The organism is Thermoflexibacter ruber, assembly GCF_900113045.1.
In the GTDB taxonomy this organism is placed as follows: domain Bacteria; phylum Bacteroidota; class Bacteroidia; order Cytophagales; family Thermoflexibacteraceae; genus Thermoflexibacter; species Thermoflexibacter ruber.
In genome coordinates this window covers 20,361-41,957 of sequence record NZ_FONY01000043.1, presented here as the reverse complement: position 1 = coordinate 41,957, position 21,597 = coordinate 20,361, and the positions used below count along the sequence as shown (strand labels likewise).

Genomic DNA, 21,597 nt, shown 5'->3' with positions numbered 1-21,597 from the left:
ATTTCTCTGCTTTGGAGATTGCTAAAAGTCAGTTGTCTTGGATTGGCAAGGGAGAGCAAAAGCATGGAGTTTATTTCATTGAGGCTTTCAAGCATGATTCTTGGGCTACCGTGAAGGTGGTGAACGCTCAAGGACATACCTCCAGCAATCCTTATGCAGAAGAAGTGGCTTTGCACTCTGGGGTAAACAAGTTTAGAATCCGCTATGTGAACAATCACGGCAAGATGTTTTTCTCTAAGGAAATAGTATATTTCTCTGACAAGGAATCTGTGAGTTTTTTCCCTAAGCAAGTAGAGCATAGTTTGACTTTCTCTGCACAGGTCAAGTATGAAATCCATGATGAGCATAACAACTTGGTAATGAAAGGCGAAGGAGAGCAGGTGGACTGTGCTACACTCAGAGCAGGCAATTACTACATGATTTATGACAACAAGACCGAGAAGTTTAGCAAGGTAGAACCTGTCATCTTGGAAACAGCTAAGAAAAATAAAAAAGGAGGAAGATAGGACAATGAAATCTGTTGGAAATCAATATATAAATCAATCATTCACCTTTTTAATTTCTTGATTATATGACAAAACTTTTACAATAATAATTATCAGCTAAAAATTGTTTTTCCATTTACCCTTTAAACTACTTAATCATTATGAGAAACGGGATCATCGGATAGTTCAAACTTGGGATAAGTTTGTAATCCAAAAAAGAAATGCAAGCATGAAAAAACTGCAACTGATGTTATATCAGTTGCAGTTTTTTTGTCAAGTTTATTGATTAAAACTAATGAAACTGCTCATTTTTAATGAATTGCATTACATCATCAACCATAGCTGAGGAGCCTATAATGAGTGGAGAGCGTTGATGAATGTCATGAGGTTCTATATCTAAAATTCTTCTTTTCCCGTCGGTTGCCTTTCCGCCTGCTTGCTCTATAACAAATGCCAAAGAGTTACATTCATAGAGTAAGCGAAGTTTTCCGTTAGGGGATTTAGATGTTGCAGGATAAAAAAAGATACCTCCTTTCAAAAGATTTCGATGAAAGTCAGCCACCAGAGAGCCTATGTAGCGGGCAGTATATTTTTGATTTCTGCAATAAGTCAAGTAGGCTTTCGTTCCTTCAGAAAAGTCATTATAATTCCCTTCATTATAAGAGAATATCGAGCCTAATTCTTTTATTTTCATATTGGGATAAGAAAGTATGAACTCTCCAATAGTGTGGTCGTAGGTAAAGCCATTGACCCCATAACCTGTAGTATAAGTTAAAATCATAGAGCTACCATACAACACATATCCTCCCGCTACTTGATTTGCCCCTTTTTGCAGTACATCTTCTGTGGTTGGAGGAGTGCCTACGGGGGATTTTCTTCTATAAATAGAGAAAATAGTTCCAATAGGTACATTGGCATCGATATTAGATGAGCCATCCAAAGGGTCCATGGCTACAATGTACTTCGCTTCGTGATTTCCTGTATCTATCATTTCTTCATCTTCTTCGGAAATGATAGCACAAACTTCCTGCCCTTTGGTCAAAGCCCTGATAAAGCGCATATTTGCTACTACATCTAACTTTTGCTGCTCTTCGCCTTGCACATTTCGTTCTCCCGCAGGACCTTCTATGCCTATCAGTCCAGACCCCATGATTGCCTTATTGACTACCTTCGCCGCTAAGCCTATATCTCTAAGGATTTGAGAAAGTTCTCCTTTGGCATAAGGAAACTCTTGTTGGCGTTGGGAAATAAAGCGGTCTAAGGTTATGCCTATGGAAGCAACGAATTTCTTTATTTCCACATTCGCCTCTTTTTCTTGTGTTGTCATCGTTTTTTGAATTTATGTTGTTATTGGTTATTTTTTTGTTAAATTTTGTTACAAAAATAATGCTCTTTTGGTGATTCTTTGATATACTCTTGCCTTAAAATTATTGGGAACGAAGATGAAGTTAAATTACAGGCAAATAAAATGTAAAAAGGCATTAATGAATCAAACTAAAAAGCCACTTAGAAGTATCTTCTAAGTGGCTTTTTAGTTTGATTGTGGGTCCACAAGGATTCGAACCTTGGACCCCCTGCTTGTAAGGCAGGTGCTCTGAACCAGCTGAGCTATGAACCCTTTTTTTAGCACTTTTGCAATTTTTGCATAAAGTATTTTTATTTCCTTTTGTGCTTAATTGCGATGCAAAGGTAAGCATGTTTTTTGATATTCCAAATACTTTATGAAAAATTTATTAAATATTTGTTACTACATATTTTGAACAATTTATTTAAAGTATTCTTAAACAAAGACTTAACTTATTATTGTATGATACTTATTTTGAGTGTTTTATTTATACGTTCGCCCGCAATATGAAGGAAATAACTACCATTGGATAAGTTAGCCTTACTTATATCCAATTCATACGTATCAGAACTTTGCTGAGTCCTTTGCAGAGATGTGTCCCAGCACAATCTTCCCAAAGCATCAAAAATACGAATTTGAAAACTTCTATTTAGCTGATTTTCAGTAAATCTAACCTTTAGTTTTAGTATATTACTTGTCAGTGGGTTAGGGTAAACCTCTACAAGTGCCTCTTTATCAAAACTTTGCTCTGTAGAAGTCAATATTTTTGCACGTGTGTAATTAGGAATACCGTAGCCAAGCGAATCACTCGGATTGTTAAAACGATTCCCTGAACGACGTATAATATTGACTATCTGCATATTGGTAAAAGAAGGATTGGCTTGCCAAAGTCCTGCAGCCAAACCAGCTACCAAAGGGGCGGCAAAGGAAGTACCTGAACTTGTACTGAGATTTCCATTAGGCAAAGCCACTACTGTATTTACACCCATTGCCACAACATCGGGTTTGATGCGTCCATCTGCGGTTCTTCCTCGTCCACTTTGGCTAAAGTAAGTTCCATTAGCATCTACCGCCCCTACCGTCAAGACAGAATCTACATCACCGGGAAAAGAAACTTTTTGCCAAGCTCTTAATCCATTATTCCCTGCACTTTTTACTACTATCATGCCTGTACGCACTGCGATTGCTGCCGCTTGCGAAACGAGAGCCGTTTTCCCATCTAAGTCATTCGGGGTATAATTCAAAGTAGGGTCATCAAACGTCGTATAGCCCAAAGAAGTAGAAATAATATCTACTCCCAGACTATCAGCCCGTTCTGCCGCCACCAACCAAAAAGCCTCCTCGCTTCTATCCTCCCTACTATCTATTTCAGTAACAAATAGATAATAAGATGCTTTATGAGCCGTACCAATGAGGCCGCCATCTTGATAGGCAGCTAAGGTAGAAAGTACTCTTGCCCCGTGTGTAACGCTTACATTATATACGTCTGGCGTATTTCTGACAAAATTATACGTTCCTAAGATATTCATTTGACGAAATAGTGGGTTAGTATTTACGCCTTGAAAACCGTCATCAATCACAGCAATAACGATACCCTCTCCTCTGAACCCATCTTGGTGCATCGCATCTATGCCTATCATTTGGCTTTGCCTCAGAGAATTTCCATAGTTTTCTTCTGTTCTGGCATTTGATATCAGAGAGTTATTATTTTCCTTTATTTCTGCATCGGCAACAAATAAATCAGGGTACTCAGGACGCAAAGTCAGTCGCATGGCATTATTATTTCTAACAAAGCTCAAGCGGTTTACTCTATCCAAAGTAGCTTGGTCTGCTTCTATAACTATACCGTTCATCCAGCGAGTAGGATAAAGTACCTTCGCACCTGCTTGGCGTACCTGCTCAATATATGTCTGGTTGACGGGTAAATCTCTTTCTAAAATTGGTATATTTTGTTTCCTACGTCTATCAATAGCTCTTTGGCTTAGAAATTCTTGTGGACGATTGACAGAAAAAGTAGAATTATTTTTATCCGTAAACTGCACTAAGTAAGTGCGAGTTTGGGCAAAAGTGGGTATGTTACTGAGTAAAGTAACTGAAAATAAAAAAGATAAAGTAAGAATATATCGCATTGATGTAAAGAATTTTAAAATATGCTTTACAAAGTTACGGCTTTATTCTCAATATAGTTGCAAAGGACTTCAAACCTTCATTTAGTATTTTCTGAGCCATAAGGAATAAAAACGAGATTGTCTATTTTGATAGAGGGGTTAAACTCTTTTATCAATACAGAATCGCGCAGGAGTGTATAATATTTTTTTGCAATACTACTTGCCGTTTCAGCTTTGCGAACAAAATGCACTCCTTTTACAGGAATGATAAACCAGTTATCTCCCTGAACTTCTGTAATTTTAATAGCTTTCTCATTTGGGATATTGAACTTGGCAGCCATCTCCTCGGGGGTGTATTTTTTATCTTTGTCTTTGAAAAGACCGTACATGCGGAAGTTTTCTGTATCCTTAGCATCAAAAGTTCGCGTAGCAATTAGTTTGGTATAGACAGAATCTTGTTTTCTATAAAAGTCTAACTTCGCTTTTAGCGTGGTGTTTTCTTTACGTAAATCCTCTATTTCAGGTGGATAGGTACTTGCTTCCTTGATTTTTTGTTGCCATGCCTCTTTGCTACTTAAAAATAAGAAAATGATGAATATAGATAAGAAAAATACACTCATCGCAGTAATAAGTGTAGTTTTTGAAATTACCTTTTCTTTTTCCTCAACTGACATGAATATAAAAGTTTTGTTTAAAAATTTAATCTGATAACACGACTTTGCTCATTACAAAGATATGCTATATGTATAAAATAAATACTGTTAAAATACTTGAATTTGGAGATGAAAATTAAGGAAAATGCTTAAATTAGATTAAAAATTAGAGTTCTATGCCTCTTTCTGTGTAAAACTATGTAAGTGGTGGACTTTAGTCTGCCCTTGACTAACACCGAAGGCGTGCTATTTTTGTAGAAAATAATGAATAAAACTGCGTGGCGGTGGCATATTTCACGCCTACGGCGTTGCTGTATGCGGGTCTTATTCTTTTCTACAAAGATGACAGCCCTACGGGCTTAATTTATAAGTAGTATTATTCATTTGCTAACTCCACAAAAAGTACCAGAGAACCAAAATTAGGCAAATATAAAATTTAATATAATCAACGAAAGTATGAAAATCAATTACTTAATTTTTATTTGTTTTCTGCTGTTGAGTTCTATGACTCTATTTGCTCAAAATCAACCTTCCAATCCTAATCAAGCGGTAAGTTTGGAAAATGATTTTAAAAAGCTATTAGTAGATGGCAATCTCAATCGGGCTTCTACGATGATGATGCGTGGTTTTGATAATAGGGTTAAAAATTATCGTGGCACGCCTTATTTTTTTGATGAATGGCATATAACAGAAATTCATTTGAAAGACGGTTACAAGTTTGAAGGTGTCTTTGCCAAATTAGATATTTTCAAGGAGCAGGAGCTAATGGTATTGAGAAAGGAAAAAGGGGATTCTATCTTGGTAGATGATGTTACGGTGGCTTCTTTTATCATGCAACACCCTGAAACAGGAACAAAACACGTTTTTAAAAGGTATGCAGTAGGTAGTTCCAAAGGAGAAAGGTTTTGTGAGGTGCTTCACGAAGGCAAGTACACTGCTCTTGTTTTTCAAACCAAATCCATTATTCCCGCAGATGTAGGCAATTCACAAAGTTCTGGACGAGATTATGACAAGTTTGTTTCCAATACAGAGTTTTTTATCGTTACGCCAGAAAATGAAGTAGTCAAACTCAAAAAATCAAAGAAGGGTTTGTTACAGATATTAAACCAACACGAAAAAGAGTTTGAAGCCTACTTAGCAAAAAATAAATTGGATTTTGATAAAAAGGAAACGTTGGCAGGAGCAGTAGCTTTCTATAACAGCCTTTTAGAAAAATAATTATATTCTTATCCCCATTACCAATACGTCGTCAGTTTGTCTATGCTCGCCTTTCCACTCTGCAAAAGTGCGTAGTAAGATTTGTTTTTGCTCTATCAGTGGCAAGTTGCGAATATCATACAAAAGTTTTCTAAAGGCTTTCCCTGAGAACTTTTGTAGCTGTTCCCCTCCTAATTGGTCTTTATAACCATCACTAAATAAATAGATTAAATCATTCTCTTGAATATCTATTACTTTGTCTTCTAACTCAGCCATGCGTTTGCGTTCTATCTCAAACTTAGATACGCCTCCTATGCTTACTTTTGCTCCTTCCAACATGATAAATTCCCTGTCCCTAAAAATAAAAATAGGTCTATTGCCTCCCGCAAAGTATAATTTTTTTGCTTCTAAATCTAAGATAATCAAGGCTATTTCCATGCCGTCTTGGATATTATTTTTTTCTTGATGCAGCTCGTGCTTGATAGCTTTATTTAGCTTTGCTAATACTATGGAAGGGCTCAGGTTTTTCCCAAAAGTAATCAAAGAAGTAAGCAAATTGCTTCCTAACATAGACATAAAGCCACCCGGTACCCCGTGACCCGTGCAGTCTGCCACTGCAATAGCGAAGTAGTCCTTGCCTGCGTAGTGAACTTGGTCAAACCAATAAAAATCCCCACTAACAATATCTCTGGGCAGATACAAAATATTGTAGTCTGTAAAGTAGTATTTTAGCACCTGCTCATCAGGGAGCATGGCTCGCTGGATTTTCTCTGCATACGAAATGCTGGAAGTAATATCTTTATTTTGCTGTTCTAATTTGTGCAGTGCTGTATCCAAACGCATATTAAGTTGGGCTTGCTCTTGTATTTTTTGGCTCAGACTCTCTGCCATGCGTTTAAATTCTTTTTGCAAAAAGCCTACTTCATTAGTAGAGTTTACGGTTATTTCAGTATCCAAATCGCCTTTGGCTAAAGAACGGATAGAATCTGCCAAAGAAGAAATAGGGCGGGCAAACCTATGAGCGATAAAAAGCCCTATCAGCATCGCTACAATCAAAATAGGAATTGCATTATTCAATAGCCTATTTCTCAAACTTTTAGAAGGAGCATACACAATATCTACGGGGGCTTCAAAAATAAGCAACCATTTTTGACCTTTGTAAGTAAGATAGCCCTTGTCTAAGGCTAAAAAGTAGAGAATATCGCCGTCTTCGTGATAACCTTTGGAGGAGTTTTTTAGGTAGTTTAGAATCAGGCTTTTATTATACTTTTCTCTTAGGATTCCATTGGGATTGTAGTTAGAGTAAAGCAAAACTCCTTCGGCGTCCAACAAATCCACCTGCATTTTGGACAAAATATTTTCTTTTTCAGAAAGCGTAGGCAAGATTTCATAAAAACGATTGACCAACATTCTTGTAACCACCACCCCTATTTTTTCTCCTCTATCATCTTTCACTACACTTGCAAAGTGAAACACATTGGTACTCAAAGACTCTGAGAATGAAATATCTATGACTTCTTCTTCCCCTTGGTTAATCCTCTTCCAGTAATTAATCAGGGTGTGTTGCTTGCCTATATTTTTCCCTTCTGTATCTGCAATTCTTATCCTGCGAATATCAAAGTAAGAAATACTGTTATAAAGCGTGCTAATCCTCTTATACTCGAGCAACCGTTGGGTAATTTGAGTAGGGGTAGCAGAGGTATCCCTGAAAATTGGGTCGCTGGCAATCAGATTAATATCTTGCAAACGCTCATACAAAAACCTATCTATACTGTTCATAGTATAGTCGCATTGTGCTACGATATGGGCAGAAATCTCTTCCTTTAACTTTTGCTGGGATTCTTCATTGGCTACAAAGTAGAGCGAAGCACCTGTAAAAAGTACCAATCCTAAACAAAGCAAAGTAAGTTTGACGTAAATATTCATAAGATTAACTAAAAATCAAACTTAGATTTATTCAAAAATATAAGAAAACAAATGAATTATAGTTGCGTTGTTTTGATAAAGTTTATTACAAATATCTTTAATTAAGGGTAGATAGACAGGAACACAAAATTAAAAAAACATGAAGTTTTTACCTAAAAAATACGACAATTTTACTTGTATTGTGCTATTTTTAACAAGTTTTGATTTTTAATAAGTAAGTAATTGAAAATTATACCTATTTCGCACACCTTTAAAATTAAAGATATGAACTATTCAAAATTTAGCTTATTGGTATTACTTTTTTGCTTTACTTTCCTCTTGGCTAAGGCTGATGAGGGAATGTGGTTGCCTCTTTTGCTTAAAAATCTGAATGAAAAAGACATGAAAGCAAAGGGTTTAAAACTTACGGCTGAGGACATCTACTCGGTCAATAAATCCAGCCTGAAAGATGCAGTAGTAAACTTTGGTGGGTTTTGTACGGCAGAGGTTGTTTCTGATAAAGGCTTGATTTTCACCAATCACCACTGCGGATACAGTGCTATTCAGTCGCATAGCTCCGTAGAAAACGACTACCTAACTTATGGCTTTTGGGCAAAATCTCTCAAAGAAGAATTGCCTAATCCCTCGCTTACAGCTACTTTCATTGTGCGCATAGAGGACGTTACAGCTAAGGTCTTAGAAGGAGTTACCGCTAACCTTTCTGAATCTGAAAGACAAGTCCAAATCAACCGCAATATCAACAAAATCCGTAGGGAAGCAGTCGCAGATTCGCATTATGAAGCTTCTATCAGACCGTTTTTCTATGGAAACGAGTACTACATGTTCATCACAGAAACTTTCTTAGATGTGCGTTTGGTGGGTGCGCCTCCTTCCTCCATAGGCAAGTTCGGCGGAGATACCGACAACTGGGTTTGGCCGCGCCACACAGGAGATTTTAGTGTATTTCGTATCTATGCAGGCAAAGACAATAAACCTGCTCCTTATGCTAAGGATAACGTTCCCTACAAGCCTAAGCATTTTTTCCCTATTTCTTTGAAAGGAGTAAAAGAAAATGATTTTTCCATGATTTATGGTTTCCCGGGACGTACTCAGCAGTATCTTAGCTCAGAAGCAGTACGCTACCTCATAGAAAAATCCAATCCCGCCAAAATCAAAATGAGAGCCACCGTTTTGGGCATCATGGACAATTCCATGAAATCCTCCGACCAAATTCGTATCCAATACGCCGCCAGATATGCCAGCATTGCTAATTATTACAAAAAATGGATTGGCGAGCTGCAAGGATTAAAAGCCTTTGATGCCGTGGGAAAAAAGAAAACTTTGGAAGAAGAATTTATCAAGTTAGCTAATAAAAATCCAGAAACAGCAAAGTTATATGGCGAGGTACTCCCCAGAATAATCCAAAATCAGAAAAATTTAGAAAAATATGCTTTGGCAAGAGAGCTATTCTTAGAAATAGTTTATTATGGTTCGCAAATCATAGACTTAGCAAGCAAGTTCATGGCTACTTATGAGTACGGCGAGTCGGTAGAAAACCTGAAATCCCAAGTAGAGGAGCATTTCAAAGACTATCATCTTCCTACTGACAAGGCGATTTTTGCCGAGAGTATGAAAATTTATTACGACAATATCGATAAAGCCTTATATCCTGACATTTTCCAAGCTGTTCAGAATGAATTTGGTGGAGATTTTAAAAAGTATGCAGACTTTATTTACGATAACTCTCACTTAGTCAATTTAGAAAAAGTCAATGAATTGCTCAAAAAAAATAAGTCAGAGGTACAAACAATCCTTTCGCAAGACCCCACTTACCGCCTGATGAAAAGTCTGTTTGCTTCCTACACGGTGCGAATCAATAACGAGTACCAAGTGCTAAACAATGAGATAGAAAGCCAGATGAGAATATATGTGGACGGCTTGCGAAAACTCATGCCTGATAAAAAATATTGGTCAGATGCCAATAGTACTTTGCGACTTTCTTATGGAAAAATAGAAGGTTCTGCCCCGAGAGATGGCATGATGTATAAGCACTACACGACATTGGAGGGTATCATGGAAAAATATGTTCCAGAGAAAAATGGAGAATTTGACGTGGACAAAAAACTCATTGAACTTTACAACAAAAAAGATTACGGCAGATACGGCGAGGATGGCAAGTTAATCGTCTGCTTTACAGCTTCTAATCACACCACAGGTGGAAATTCAGGTAGTCCCATTCTAAATGGCAGTGGCGAACTCATTGGAATCAATTTTGACAGAAGTTGGGAAAGCACCATGAGCGATGTGATGTATAACCCCAATATCTGCCGAAATATAGCCGTAGATATTCGCTATGTGCTGTTTGTGATTGATAAGTTTGCAGGAGCGGGCTATTTGCTCAACGAAATGAAGATAGTAGGAAAGTAAACACAGAGGCACAAGATAGAATTTTATAGTCTTTATTTTGTATCTTTGTGTAGTATAATCCGAAAGAGCTGATTTGCAAATTTATTGCAACTGCGAGCTTTTAAAATATAAAAGCCTTATTATCAAAATTTTACACCTGACAGATTTCCAAAACCTGTCAGGTGTAAGTAAGTAATTTCACACTACGTATAAAAAATGCTCATAGCTAATCCCATATATGATGTGGTTTTCAAATACCTCATGGAAGATAGCAAAGTCGCTAAGATTTTTCTTTCTGCCATTATAGGGCAGGAAATCTTAGAACTTGATTTCAAACCTCAAGAACTTTCAGGAGAATTGGAAACTATACCTAAAAGACGAATCAAAGAAGATGATTTTATTCCTCATCTTACGGTATATCGCTTAGATTTTTCTGCGAAAATCTTGACGGAGGAAGGTGAAAAAATCGTCATTATTGAGATTCAAAAAGCCAAATTGCTCAATGATGTGATGCGTTTTCGTAGGTACTTGGGCAAGCAGTATCAAAATCCTGATTATTTTTATTTGAAAAAAAACCTCAACGGCAAAGAAACTAAATATGGCTTCCCTATCATTAGCATTTATTTTTTGGGAGAGAGGTTGGAGCATATTCAAGGAGTTCCTGTGGTTATGGTAAACAACGAAGCGATTGACCTTTATTCAGGGAAAAAAATAGAGCAAAGGGAAGATTTTGTAGAAAGCCTTACCCACAAAAGCTACATCATCAGTATCCCTGATGTAAGCGAAAAAAGACGAAATGAGTTAGAAATCCTGCTAAGTATTTTTGACCAAAGCACCATAGATGCAAGTCATCACATTTTGAATGTGAAAGAAGATGATTTTCCTGAAAAATATCGTCCTATCATTAGAAGGTTGCAAAAAGCGGCAAGCGAGCAGGCTATGCGAAACAAGATGCAATTGGAGGACGATTTTGTTTCTGAACTTACTGATTATGAGCGCATGATTGATGAGGCAAGAAAAAAGTTAGATGAGGCTGAAATGAAATTGGAAGAAGAAAAAAGGAAGGCAGAAGAAGAAAAAAGGAAGGCAGAAGAAGAAAAAAGGAAGGCAGAAGAAGAAAAAAGGAGGGCAGAAGAAATAAAAGAGCATCAAGAGCAGCTAAAGCAAAACATGGTAAAGAATTGTTTTCAGAAAGGAATGAGCACAGATGAAATCGCTGAACTGACAGGATTAACCGTAGTAGAGATTAAGGAAATATTAAAAATGTAAAAAAACTTCTGCATTTATCTACTTATGCTCTGTGATTTCCCCTCTGATTGATACTTCCAGTTTTTGCCTAATTACTTGGTTGTCAGATTCATTGCCAAGTAAGAACATTAACTTGGTAATTGCTGCCTCTGGGGTAATATCCCCGCCACTAATCACCCCTATCTCAGCTAACTTTTTGCTTGTTTCATAAAGTCCTTGTATTACCCCGCCATTGCACTGAGAAACGTTGTAAATTACAATTCCTCTGTCAATTGCATTTTTTAAAATTCCAATAAACTCATCGTTTGAAGGAGCATTTCCTGAGCCATAGGTTTCTAATACTACCCCTCGCAAATGAGGAGTATGAAGGATATGGTCTAAGTAAGCATTGGAAAGTCCTGGATATAACTTGACAATAATCACATTGCTATCCATGCGATTATAAAACCAAAAAGGTTCATTAGGCTGAGGCAAGATGAGTTGCTTGTTATAGTCTATATGGATACCAGCCACTGCTAAAGGGGGACAGTTCTGCGATTTGAAGGCAGTAAAGTTAAAACTCTGCACCTTGCGCGAGCGATTACCTCTTAAAAGCAAGTGGTCAAAAAAGATACAGACCTCTGGTACTAAGGCTTTTCCTGACTCGTTCTTGGTAGAGGCTATTTCCAAAGCAGAAATAAAATTTTCCCTTGCATCTGTACGCGTAACACCTATGGGCAACTGCGCCCCTGTAAAAATGACGGGCTTGTCCAAATTCTCAAGCAAGTAGCTTAAAGCAGAAGCTGAATATGCCATAGTATCTGTTCCATGCAAAATGACAAAGGCATCATAATCATTGTAAAAATCATAAATCATACGTCCTATATTTAGCCAGTGATGAGGCTGGACATTGGAGGAGTCTATAGGCTCGTTCAAAGAAAGTACCGTCAATTCAAAATCAAAACGCCTGAGTTCTGGGACTTTATCAATAATATACTTAAAATCTAAGGGCTTGAGGTGCTTATGCGTTTTGTCATAGTCCATGCCGATAGTCCCTCCTGTGTAGATAACAAAAATAGAGGTATCTGATGAACCAACTGATGCCGTTTTAATATTGATAGTAGGGTAATAGTTTAGCATTGGAATAATTGGGTTGCAGTTTCTGATGTCTTTTCCGCTACTTCTTCTAAGCTAATTCCTTTAATATCAGCTATTTTCTGGGCTATAATAGGAATATAACTTGTTTCATTGCGTGTGCCTCTATGCGGCACAGGAGCAAGGTAAGGACTATCTGTTTCTAAAACTAAATGCTCTAAGCCAACTTCTCTAATAACAGGTTCCAAACCTCCATTTTTATACGTAACTACCCCACCTATTCCCAATTTGAAGTTCATAGAAATTAGCTTCTGAGCGTCTTCCAAAGTTCCTGTAAAACAATGCAGTACGCCAAATAAGTTTTCATCTGCCAGCTCTTCCAATAAGCTAATTACCTCCTTCATGGACTCGCGCGAATGAATCACCAAGGGCAAGTGATATTTTTTTGCCCAGCCTGCTTGTATGCTAAAAGCCTCTTTTTGTTGCTCAAAAAAAGTTTTATCCCAATATAAGTCTATTCCCATTTCCCCTATGGCAATGAACTTGCGTTGAGAAAGCCAATTCTCGACTATTTTTAACTCTTGCTCAAAATCTTGATTTACCGAACAAGGGTGTAACCCCATCATCGGAAAGCACTGCTTAGGGTATTCTTTTTCCAAAGCCAACATTCCTTCTACTGATTCGCTATCTACGTTGGGCATCAATATTTTTTTTACCCCTGCATCAAACGTACGTACTAACATTGCCTCCCTATCATTTTGAAATTGATGCGAGTATATATGTGCATGTGTATCAATAAATTGCATTTACTTAGGTTTATTTTAAACGATAAGGTTTATTTTTTATCCTACAAATATAAGGATAATGTGCCTTTAATATGTTAAGTCCTTCTTTTAAAAACGGAATAAGCAAATTCGTATAAAATTTTAGTTAATTTTTGAACTTATCTATCGTACATTTACGTTGAACGTTTATAAGATAAAATCCAATATGGCATATACCATCAAAATAGAAGGATATAATGAACATCAAATCAATGTAGCCAACTTTGCTAAGGCACTTTCGCACCCTGCGAGAGTAGCTATTATTGAGTTGTTGTACGAGCGGGGAGGTTGCTACTGTGGGGACATAGTAAGCCAACTACCTATTTCTCAATCTTCTGTTTCCCAGCATTTAAAAGAACTCAAAGAGGCAGGATTAATTCTCGCTACCGAGCAACCTCCCAAAGTGAAATATTGCTTAGATAAGACAAAATGGGAGATGGCTAAGCAGTTTTTTTGTCATTTTTTTGATAATAATTAGTATCGTATTAACTTGAAAATCAATATTTTATTTATCTAACTTTTTATTTCTAAAACTATGTTTAAGTTTCTAAAATCACTATTTGGGAAGTCTAATACAGAAGAAATCAAATCTGTTTTGCAAAATGGAGCGGTAGTGATCGATGTACGTACTCCACAAGAATTTGCTAACGGGCATTACAAAGGAGCGAAAAATATTCCTTTGGATAGAATTGCTCAAAGTATCCAAACTATCAAAAACTTAAAAAAACCTGTAATAGTTTGCTGTGCCTCGGGTATGAGAAGTGCAAGAGCAAAATCTTTTTTGAGCAAAAATGGAATAACAGAGGTGCATGATGCAGGAAGTTGGTACAACCTAAATAATATGTAATATGAAAACGGTATTTTTAGTCTTTGGGCTTTTATTTTTACTGTCAGCATGCCAATCTGATAGTAGTCATCAAAGCAAAAAGGTAGCAGAGCCAAATCCAACAAATACAGTTTTTGATGGAAAAATTTATGTAGAGCAAGGAAATCAATTAGTTAAACTTACTTTTGATACGCTAAGTGCATCTTTGAAAAATGCAATTCAAAAAGAAGGAATAGGGGGAGCATTGAAGTTTTGCAATGTCAATGCTCATGCTCTTACAAATATGTATGCAGATAGAGATGAAGCTATTATTAAAAGAGCAAGCACTAAAAATCGCAATCCTACTAATGCTGCGGATAGTTTAGAAACAATGATTTTAGCTCAATACGAACAGGAAAAAAACGGCGGTGTAGAGTTGCTTCCAAAGGTAGTAACTAAAGGTGAAATAGTACATTATTTTAAGCCTATTTTGGTACAGGCTCTTTGCTTAAATTGCCACGGAGAAGTAGGTAAGGAAATAGATGAAAAAAATTACCAAGTCATCAAAACGCTTTATCCAGAGGATAAAGCCGTTGGCTATCAACTTAACGATTTGAGAGGCGTTTGGCATATTCAATGGAAAAGAAATCAACAAAATTAAAAAATAAAAATATGACGTTCAAAGAGTTAATTAATTCTGAAAAATTAGTATTGATAGATTTTTCTGCCGAGTGGTGCGGTCCTTGCAAGATGATGGCACCCATGCTTAAAGACTTAGCAGAAAAGGTAGAAGGTAAAGCAAAGATAGTCAAAGTAGATGTAGATAAAAACAGGTCAGTAGCTGAGGCTTATAGCATCAACGCTGTGCCAACCCTGATGCTTTTCAAAAACGGGGAGGTGAAGTGGCGACAAGCGGGCGTAGTACCTGTAAATACCTTACAAAAGGTTATAGAGCAATACGCAGATTAAAGCGAATTTTAAAATATTTACAGGAATAAATTTTATTCGCCTTGTTTCGCTTAATGGTAAACTTTTGAGTAATTAAGCGGTTGATAAATACAGTAGAAGCAAACTTTTTGAAAGTTTGCTTCTACTGTATTGCGAAAATTCACTTTCTTTCCTACCTAATAGAATAATTTTGCTTAGAGTATAGGTACTGAATTTTTGCAGCAATAATTTTTATCATGTTGAGGTAAAGTAAGAAAAACATATCTGTAAGAAAAACAAGAGAATGTTAGGAAAGTATTGGGATAGTTATTTATTTAGCAATAACTTTGAACTAATCAATAGCTGACTATTTAGTAACCTATCAGAATCCAATAAAAATATGTTTGACTATATCATTGTAGGGGCAGGCTCTGCGGGCTGCGTACTTGCTAATAGACTTTCAGAAAATCCACAAATCAAAGTATTACTCTTAGAAGCAGGGAAAAAAGATAATAACCCTCTTATTAGTATACCTGCCGCTTTTTATAAACTTTTCCGTACTGAGGCAGATTGGAACTTTTATACTGAGCCACAACCTTTTGTCAATCATAGGAAAATGTACCAACCGCGAGGCAAGGTTTTAGGCGGGTCAAGTAGCATCAATGCCATGATTTACATTCGTGGTCATAAGGAAGACTATGATACTTGGGCGAGATTGGGCAATAAAGGGTGGAGCTACGAAGATGTTTTACCTTATTTCAAAAAATCAGAAAATCAACAAGTTTTTAAAGATAGTTTTCATGGAGAAAGAGGACTACTCAATGTTCGCAACCAAGTGCTACCTAACCCACTTACGTCCTTGCTTGTAGAAGCGGCAAAATCACTTGGCTATGCTGCCAATCCAGACTTTAACGGAGCAGAGCAAGAGGGATTTGGCATGTTTCAAACTACCATAGATGAAAGAGGTCGAAGACATAGCACTGCTAAGGCGTTTTTAGCACCTGCTTTGAAAAGACCCAATTTGAAGGTAATGACAAAAAGTTTGGTGCGTAAGATTCTATTTGAAGGGAAAAAAGCAGTAGGGGTAGAGTTTGAGCAAGGGGGACAAATCAAAACGGAAAAAGCCAATAGTGAGATTTTATTATGTGCAGGAGCATTTCAAAGCCCTCAACTATTGATGCTCTCTGGAGTCGGTAGAGGTCAAGATTTGCAGCAATTCAATATTCCAGTAGTACATGACTTGCAAGGGGTGGGTCAAAATTTGAAAGACCATGTAATCACCTCTATAGTCATGACTTGTAATCAAAAAATTACCTTAGATACTCAAGATACGCCATGGAATCTTTTAAAATTTTTGTTTACTGGGAAAAGCCCTTTTGCAAGTAATATTGCAGAAGGAGGTGGTTTTATTCGCACCAAGCCCCACTTAACCGCTCCAGACATACAGTATCACTTCGGTCCGGGCTACTTTGTCAATCATGGTTTTAATAAAATCAAAGGCAACGGTTTTTCCATGGGACCTACGCTATTACAGCCTGAAAGTACAGGAGAAGTGCGACTATCATCACCTAATCCACACGATGCTCCCCTGATTGACCCTCAATACCTGAGCAAAGAAGAAGATTTACGTACCATGATAGAAGGATTTAATATTGGCTATCAAATACTTACTGCTAAACCTCTTCAGCCTTACATCAAGCAGGCTTACCTTCCTACCAAAGAGCTTCAAAATGAGCAAGAGATAATAGAGCATATAAAAACTCACCTCCAAACTTTGTATCACCCTACTTCCACGTGTAGAATGGGCAATGATACAAAGGCAGTAGTTAATGATAAACTGCAAGTACATGGCTTGGAAAATATTAGGGTAGTAGATGCTTCTGTCATGCCTACCATAGTTCGTGGCAATACTAATGCCCCTACGATTATGATAGCAGAAAAAGCGGCAGACTTGATAAAAAACAAATAAAGAGAGGCTTATACACTTGCTAATTGTTTGGTAGAAAGGGCATTTAGGGCTTCTTCTTTGTTTTTTAGCACTTGAAAAATAGCGTTTAACTTGGTAATTACCAATACCTTACTTACTGAAGGAGAAGGATTTATCAAGACTACCTCACCTCCTGCATTGCGATATAGGGTGAGAATACGAATGAGAATCGTCAAACCTGTACTATTGATATAGTGGGCGTTAGAAATGTCAATAGCGCAGCGAGTAATGTTGTTCTCTAACATTTGACTTTCTGCCAAATGGAGTAACTTTTGGTCTTCTGGCAGTCCTAATAAGTCTCCATTGACGCTAACCAATAATACATCGTCAGTGATTTCATGGTGATAAATCATAATATCATAAAATAAATTAAGGTTTTTAATTAGAAAACTTTTTCAATTTCTCAGGACAATTTTCGTCTTCGCAGGTGCCATAAAGCACCAAAGAATGATGACTAATTTTAAATTTCAGTAGTTCGCCTACCATATTTTGAATGTGTTGTACTCGGGGGTCGCAAAACTCCATAATTTTGTTGCAATCTGAACAAATCAAATGGTCGTGTTGCTTATAGCCATAGGATTTTTCATAGCGTGCTATATTCTCCCCAAAAGTATGCTTTGTAACCAAATCACAATCTACTAACAAATCTAAAGTATTATATACAGTAGCACGACTTACTTGGTAGTTTTTATTTTTCATGCTGATATACAAGGACTCTACGTCAAAATGCCCTCCTCTGATGTAGATTTCTTCTAAAATAGCAAAGCGTTCTGGTGTTTTTCTTAACTCTTTGTTCTCCAAATAGTTAGTAAATATCTGCTTTACTGTTTCGTATTTCTCTCTATCCATTTTCTCCTTTTCTATCAGTTCTTTGTCCATATTTTCTTTTATAGGATTTTTAGCATTTTTTTCTACTGTATGCATTGTAAATATCAATCTTTGTATGTTTTACAAAGATAAAAAATTTCTATTAATTTCTCTATCTTAAAAATAAGTTTTCTATTTTGGCTTTTTAACTAAAAAATGACATATTTGCATAGAGGCTTATTGATTATGATTATTAGAAAAAGATGCTAAAGAAGATATTTGAGTTAGGCATTAGGGAAGACCATCATCCTTTGCTGAGAAGGAAAATCAAGATGAGCAATCAGATTAGTTTTACTTTTCTGATTTACATGTTATTGCTCGACATAGTTTTTATCGTTCTTAAACAAAATAACTTTCTGTATTTGAGTTTAGTAGTTACTTTGGTTTACGCTCTTCCTCTTTTGCTATCTTTGGTACAGTTCCCTTTGGCAAGTCGTTTCCTAATGTCTATTTTGCCTTCTTTTGGCATACTTTCTTCTCATGCAGCAGTATTGGGTAATGGAGAGCAAGCTGTCCCTGCGGTAGTCATATTTCAGTTTGCTGTAGTAATTCTTCCTTGGATACTCTTTAATGCTCAGGAAAAGCTTTCTTTGTATTCGGCTTTGACACTCACTATGCTCTCTCTCTTTCTTTTTCCATTCTTTAATAGCCTGCTTGATTTCAATTTTGATAGTAATGTGCTTAGAACTGCCTTTTTTGATGTGTTTCTCAAATTTTCCTCTGTCTTGGTAAGTTTCATTATTTTATATGTTTTGCAGCAAGATATTTTAGTAAGTGAGGCAAATAGTTCTCGCCTCATCAAGGAAATGCAAGTACAAAAAGCGCAGCTGCAAGCCAATGAGAGTAAACTAAGCGATTACATTAGAGAAGTAGAAAGGGCAAAAGAAGAAGATAAAATCAGGCAGTGGAGGGCAGAAGGTATTGCCAAATTCAATGAAATTATCCGAAAAGATGTTCAGCATATACAAGTGCTTTATGAGGAAATTATTGCAGAAATGGTTAAGCAGGTAGAGGCAACGCAAGGGGGCTTATTCATTCTCAATGAGGAGGAGGAAGATGAGCCTTTTCTGACTATGGAAGCCTGCTACGCTTACGAAAGGTCAAAATACATAGACAAAAAAATCTATATCAGTGAGGGATTGTTAGGTCAGTCTTTCCAAGATAAAGAGCCTTTACTTTTAACAGAAGTCCCTGAGAACTATGTGCATATCACTTCGGGTTTGGGCAAATCCCTTCCTCGCTGTATTCTCATCGTGCCTCTAAAATACAATCAACAAATCTGTGGCATGATAGAGTTAGCCTCTTTCAAAACTTTCCAACCTTTCCATGTTGAGTTTGTTAGTCGTGTGGGAGAGATTATTGCTTCTGCCATTCTTTCTGCCAAAATTAACGAAAAAACACAAAAATTGCTCAGAGAAACCCAAGAACAAGCTGAGCAGATGCGCGCACAAGAGGAGGAGATGCGTCAAAATATGGAAGAACTACACGCTACCCAAGAGGAAATGCAACGCAAGCAAAAAGAGATAGAATTGGCAAACCATAGAATGCAAGTCAATGAGGAAATTCTGAAAAAGAATATGTTGAAACTCAAAGAGAAAGAAACTGCTATCAACAAATTATTGGAGGAGTCAGAGCAAAGAAACGAAGAAGCACAAAGAGCGCAAGAAACGCTTAGGGAGCAGTTAATGCAGTTGCAAGAGAAAGAAGCTCAATACCTTGCCAGAATCAAAGAGTTGGAAAGCAAGCAAGCATAGCTATTATATATGCAAAACCTTGAAAACCAATTCTTTTAAAATTTGTCCATCTTCTATATTGCTATTGATGCCTTTGGAGTGCAAGTCTGCCTCCCTCAAAAATTCTATGACTTTGATAAGTTTAGGCACAGAGTAGTTTTTGCTGGCGGAGAGGTAGTCATCTACAAAAAAAGGATTGACTCCCAAAGTTTTAGCGATTCCTTGCTTGCTTTTGTCTTCGCTGTGATGTACCATCATTACTTTGGTGAAGTAGCTATAGAGCAAAGCAATAATAGGAATGATAGGATTATTTTTGGGATTCATAGCAAAGTAATTGACTATTCGGTTTGCTTTTACTACGTCTTTTTTTGCCAAAGCATCTTGTAGTTCAAAGGTATTGTATTCTTTGCTAATGCCTACGTATTTGCTGATAACCTCTTCGTTAATTTGTACTTTTTCATTAAAATTAATCAGCAGTTTGTCTATCTCATTTGCCATGCGGCTCAAATCATTCCCAATAAACTCAGCCAACATAATGACTGCTTTTTCTGTAATTTTAAAGCCTTTTTCTTGAAAGTAATTGCTTATCCAGTTGGGTATCTGGTTGTCGTAGAGTTTTTTAGTTTCTATGAAAACACTTTCTTTGGCAATGGTTTGAGCGAGCTTGCTCCTGCCATCCAACTTTTTGTATTTATGGCAAAATACCAAAATAGTGCTGGGTACAGGTTTGAGGCAGTAGTTTTGCAACATGGTGCGGGCTTTTTCCTGCCCTAAATCTTGGATTTCTTGGGCTTCTTTGACGATGACCACCTGCCTTTGAGCCATGACGGGAAAGCGGCGAGCAGTGTTGAGAATGCCTACCACATTGACATCTTTGCCATACACTACGGTTTGGTTAAAGCCTTTTTCCTCTGGGCTAAGTGCATGGTTTTCAATATATTCTGCTATCAGGTCTATGTAATAAGGCTCATCGCCTTGCAGAAAGTAAACTGGAGCGTATTTATTTGATTTTAAGTCTTTTAAAACTGAATCTGCTGTAACTGCCATGATTTTTTTAAGTAAAACGGTTCGTCTTAGCGAGTGCAAAGATAAAGGTATTTTTTACTTTTTCAATCCTATATGCAATTCTATGCGATTCAGTACCGTTCCTACTCCTGTAGCGGAGTTTTGTGCAGGTGAGATATTGGTCATATTCAGTTGGTTTTCTGCAAGTCCGTTTTTAAGCAGTTGGTTCATTACTTCCTTACTTTGCTTGATGCTGACCTCCCATTTGTCCGTTTCGGGCATATCTTGGGCAGTGTAGTTCAAGAGAGAAATATCGGTATTTACTTCATTTTTAAGCACTTTGCTAATCAAATAAAGTATAAATTCGCCGTCTTGTGTCAGTGAGTAATCGTTAGGCTTAAAAAGTAACTGATGGGCTAAAAAGAGTTGAAGTTGATTATTTTGCTTTTGTAAACTCATCTCCCGACCAATGAAATTACCTATTTCCTTTAACAGTTTGCTTTGCAAACTGTCCAAATAAGACTCACGCCCAAGTGAGGGGGCAGAAAGGTAGCTTTTTTTCAGAAAGTTCATTTCCTCTATCAGAAGCTGATTCTCAGACATTAGTTGCCTGCTTTGTTGAATCAACTGGCTAAGCAGGGAATCTCTCTGTGCAAGTTGGGATTTGTAATTAGTTTTATCTTTTTGCAGTTCTTGGATTTGGAAAAATACGTTTTTTTGCAAACTCAAGTAATTGGTTTGTAGTTCTTCCAATTTCTTTTTCAAAGAATCAATTTGTCGATTTTTATGAAAAACAGTTTCTATGGTAAGACTGTCTAACTCTCTGAGTTCTGCGCTGACTACAGCTAAGGAGTCTTCCAATAACTTTTTTTCTATGGTGCTTTTCTGCATAGATTGGACTAAAAGGTCGTATTTTTTGGTAGGCACGCAAGCCACCAAGAACAAGAATACTATTTTTCCAATGCCTACTTTCATGTTTGTAACTCTTATGTTTAAAGATAACAAACTTTTGCTAAATGTAAGGAATA

The 21,597-nt window shown here is 36.9% G+C and carries 20 protein-coding genes and 1 tRNA gene; 10 read left to right on the top strand and 11 right to left on the bottom strand.

Annotation, left to right across the window (positions count from 1 at the left end; all coding sequences use genetic code 11):
- A partial coding sequence (locus BM141_RS23105) for a hypothetical protein (RefSeq protein WP_394331694.1) occupies positions 1–506 on the top strand: 506 nt, incomplete at its 5' end.
- 271 nt (positions 507–777) lie between these two features.
- Here BM141_RS23105 and fbp read toward each other — a convergent pair.
- The 4 genes from fbp to BM141_RS18820 form a co-directional block, all read right to left on the bottom strand.
- The gene (gene fbp / locus BM141_RS18835) at positions 778–1,812 is read right to left on the bottom strand and encodes a class 1 fructose-bisphosphatase (RefSeq protein ID WP_091549017.1); all 1,035 of its coding nucleotides are present in this window, start codon (positions 1,810–1,812) and stop codon (positions 778–780) included.
- Between the two features lie 216 nt (positions 1,813–2,028).
- Positions 2,029–2,103 (bottom strand) — tRNA-Val (locus BM141_RS18830).
- Positions 2,104–2,285: 182 nt separating this feature from the next.
- Positions 2,286–3,959, bottom strand: a complete 1,674-nt coding sequence (locus tag BM141_RS18825; RefSeq protein WP_091549016.1) for a S8 family serine peptidase — start codon at positions 3,957–3,959, stop codon at positions 2,286–2,288.
- Positions 3,960–4,036: 77 nt separating this feature from the next.
- Complete coding sequence (locus tag BM141_RS18820) at positions 4,037–4,612, bottom strand: LysM peptidoglycan-binding domain-containing protein (protein ID WP_091549015.1); 576 nt, start codon at positions 4,610–4,612, stop codon at positions 4,037–4,039.
- A 435-nt stretch (positions 4,613–5,047) separates the two neighbouring features.
- On the opposite strand from BM141_RS18820, the gene BM141_RS18815 reads away from it, so the two are divergent.
- Positions 5,048–5,809, top strand: a complete 762-nt coding sequence (locus BM141_RS18815; RefSeq protein WP_143090991.1) for a hypothetical protein — start codon at positions 5,048–5,050, stop codon at positions 5,807–5,809.
- Here BM141_RS18815 and BM141_RS18810 read toward each other — a convergent pair whose 3' ends face one another.
- Positions 5,810–7,714, bottom strand: coding sequence for a SpoIIE family protein phosphatase (locus BM141_RS18810; RefSeq protein ID WP_091549013.1), 1,905 nt, complete (start codon positions 7,712–7,714; stop codon positions 5,810–5,812).
- 264 nt (positions 7,715–7,978) lie between these two features.
- Here BM141_RS18810 and BM141_RS18805 point away from each other — a divergent pair, with 264 nt between their 5' ends.
- Positions 7,979–10,120: a S46 family peptidase gene (locus BM141_RS18805; RefSeq protein WP_091549020.1), complete on the top strand. Its 2,142-nt coding sequence runs from the start codon at positions 7,979–7,981 to the stop codon at positions 10,118–10,120.
- Between the two features lie 195 nt (positions 10,121–10,315).
- Positions 10,316–11,368, top strand: coding sequence for a hypothetical protein (locus BM141_RS18800; RefSeq protein WP_091549012.1), 1,053 nt, complete (start codon positions 10,316–10,318; stop codon positions 11,366–11,368).
- A gap of 18 nt (positions 11,369–11,386) precedes the next feature.
- Here BM141_RS18800 and BM141_RS18795 read toward each other — a convergent pair whose 3' ends face one another.
- Positions 11,387–12,466, bottom strand: coding sequence for an asparaginase (locus BM141_RS18795; protein ID WP_091549011.1), 1,080 nt, complete (start codon positions 12,464–12,466; stop codon positions 11,387–11,389).
- A complete protein-coding gene (locus BM141_RS18790) occupies positions 12,460–13,164 on the bottom strand; it encodes a TatD family hydrolase (protein WP_317039492.1) in 705 nt (234 codons plus the stop codon). Before BM141_RS18790 ends, BM141_RS18795 begins: the two co-directional genes overlap by 7 nt.
- 247 nt (positions 13,165–13,411) lie before the next feature.
- Between BM141_RS18790 and BM141_RS18785 the strand changes: the two genes are divergently transcribed.
- The 5 genes from BM141_RS18785 to BM141_RS18765 all read left to right on the top strand — a co-directional run bounded on the left by BM141_RS18785 (position 13,412) and on the right by BM141_RS18765 (position 16,946).
- A complete protein-coding gene (locus BM141_RS18785) occupies positions 13,412–13,723 on the top strand; it encodes an ArsR/SmtB family transcription factor (RefSeq protein WP_091549009.1) in 312 nt (103 codons plus the stop codon).
- Positions 13,724–13,780: 57 nt separating this feature from the next.
- Entirely contained in the window at positions 13,781–14,092 is a 312-nt protein-coding gene (locus tag BM141_RS18780) for a rhodanese-like domain-containing protein (protein WP_091549008.1), read from the top strand.
- Between the two features lies 1 nt (position 14,093).
- Positions 14,094–14,711, top strand: a complete 618-nt coding sequence (locus BM141_RS18775) for a Tll0287-like domain-containing protein (RefSeq protein WP_091549007.1) — start codon at positions 14,094–14,096, stop codon at positions 14,709–14,711.
- An 11-nt stretch (positions 14,712–14,722) separates the two neighbouring features.
- Entirely contained in the window at positions 14,723–15,019 is a 297-nt protein-coding gene (trxA, locus tag BM141_RS18770) for a thioredoxin (protein ID WP_245764113.1), read from the top strand.
- Between the two features lie 358 nt (positions 15,020–15,377).
- Positions 15,378–16,946, top strand: a complete 1,569-nt coding sequence (locus BM141_RS18765; RefSeq protein ID WP_091549005.1) for a GMC family oxidoreductase — start codon at positions 15,378–15,380, stop codon at positions 16,944–16,946.
- Positions 16,947–16,954: 8 nt separating this feature from the next.
- Here BM141_RS18765 and BM141_RS18760 read toward each other — a convergent pair whose 3' ends face one another.
- Together BM141_RS18760 and BM141_RS18755 are read right to left on the bottom strand one after the other, a co-directional pair.
- Positions 16,955–17,317 (bottom strand): STAS domain-containing protein, encoded by a 363-nt coding sequence (locus BM141_RS18760; protein WP_091549004.1) that lies wholly within the window; start codon positions 17,315–17,317, stop codon positions 16,955–16,957.
- Between the two features lie 25 nt (positions 17,318–17,342).
- On the bottom strand, positions 17,343–17,813 hold the full coding sequence (locus BM141_RS18755) for a Fur family transcriptional regulator (protein WP_091549019.1): 471 nt from the start codon (positions 17,811–17,813) through the stop codon (positions 17,343–17,345).
- A gap of 221 nt (positions 17,814–18,034) precedes the next feature.
- On the opposite strand from BM141_RS18755, the gene BM141_RS18750 reads away from it, so the two are divergent.
- Positions 18,035–19,585 carry a GAF domain-containing protein gene (locus BM141_RS18750; RefSeq protein WP_091549003.1) on the top strand — a complete coding sequence of 517 codons (1,551 nt, stop codon included), beginning with the start codon at positions 18,035–18,037 and terminating at the stop codon, positions 19,583–19,585.
- A gap of 3 nt (positions 19,586–19,588) precedes the next feature.
- Here the strand turns inward: BM141_RS18750 and holA are convergent, their stop codons facing one another.
- Both holA and BM141_RS18740 read right to left on the bottom strand, forming a co-directional pair.
- Complete coding sequence (gene holA, locus BM141_RS18745) at positions 19,589–20,611, bottom strand: DNA polymerase III subunit delta (protein WP_091549002.1); 1,023 nt, start codon at positions 20,609–20,611, stop codon at positions 19,589–19,591.
- A gap of 54 nt (positions 20,612–20,665) precedes the next feature.
- Positions 20,666–21,544 (bottom strand): OmpA family protein, encoded by an 879-nt coding sequence (locus tag BM141_RS18740; RefSeq protein ID WP_091549001.1) that lies wholly within the window; start codon positions 21,542–21,544, stop codon positions 20,666–20,668.
- Positions 21,545–21,597: the final 53 nt, after the last annotated feature.

Bases quoted from the DNA above. Each gene is read 5' to 3' on its own strand.
- fbp (WP_091549017.1), bottom strand. From the start codon at position 1,812: ATGACAACACAAGAAAAAGAGGCGAATGTGGAAATAAAGAAATTCGTT.
- BM141_RS18825 (WP_091549016.1), bottom strand. From the start codon at position 3,959: ATGCGATATATTCTTACTTTATCTTTTTTATTTTCAGTTACTTTACTC.
- BM141_RS18820 (WP_091549015.1), bottom strand. From the start codon at position 4,612: ATGTCAGTTGAGGAAAAAGAAAAGGTAATTTCAAAAACTACACTTATT.
- BM141_RS18815 (WP_143090991.1), top strand. From the start codon at position 5,048: ATGAAAATCAATTACTTAATTTTTATTTGTTTTCTGCTGTTGAGTTCT.
- BM141_RS18810 (WP_091549013.1), bottom strand. From the start codon at position 7,714: ATGAATATTTACGTCAAACTTACTTTGCTTTGTTTAGGATTGGTACTT.
- BM141_RS18805 (WP_091549020.1), top strand. From the start codon at position 7,979: ATGAACTATTCAAAATTTAGCTTATTGGTATTACTTTTTTGCTTTACT.
- BM141_RS18800 (WP_091549012.1), top strand. From the start codon at position 10,316: ATGCTCATAGCTAATCCCATATATGATGTGGTTTTCAAATACCTCATG.
- BM141_RS18795 (WP_091549011.1), bottom strand. From the start codon at position 12,466: ATGCTAAACTATTACCCTACTATCAATATTAAAACGGCATCAGTTGGT.
- BM141_RS18790 (WP_317039492.1), bottom strand. From the start codon at position 13,164: ATGTTAGTACGTACGTTTGATGCAGGGGTAAAAAAAATATTGATGCCC.
- BM141_RS18785 (WP_091549009.1), top strand. From the start codon at position 13,412: ATGGCATATACCATCAAAATAGAAGGATATAATGAACATCAAATCAAT.
- BM141_RS18780 (WP_091549008.1), top strand. From the start codon at position 13,781: ATGTTTAAGTTTCTAAAATCACTATTTGGGAAGTCTAATACAGAAGAA.
- BM141_RS18775 (WP_091549007.1), top strand. From the start codon at position 14,094: ATGAAAACGGTATTTTTAGTCTTTGGGCTTTTATTTTTACTGTCAGCA.
- trxA (WP_245764113.1), top strand. From the start codon at position 14,723: ATGACGTTCAAAGAGTTAATTAATTCTGAAAAATTAGTATTGATAGAT.
- BM141_RS18765 (WP_091549005.1), top strand. From the start codon at position 15,378: ATGTTTGACTATATCATTGTAGGGGCAGGCTCTGCGGGCTGCGTACTT.
- BM141_RS18760 (WP_091549004.1), bottom strand. From the start codon at position 17,317: ATGATTTATCACCATGAAATCACTGACGATGTATTATTGGTTAGCGTC.
- BM141_RS18755 (WP_091549019.1), bottom strand. From the start codon at position 17,813: ATGGATAGAGAGAAATACGAAACAGTAAAGCAGATATTTACTAACTAT.
- BM141_RS18750 (WP_091549003.1), top strand. From the start codon at position 18,035: ATGCTAAAGAAGATATTTGAGTTAGGCATTAGGGAAGACCATCATCCT.
- holA (WP_091549002.1), bottom strand. From the start codon at position 20,611: ATGGCAGTTACAGCAGATTCAGTTTTAAAAGACTTAAAATCAAATAAA.
- BM141_RS18740 (WP_091549001.1), bottom strand. From the start codon at position 21,544: ATGAAAGTAGGCATTGGAAAAATAGTATTCTTGTTCTTGGTGGCTTGC.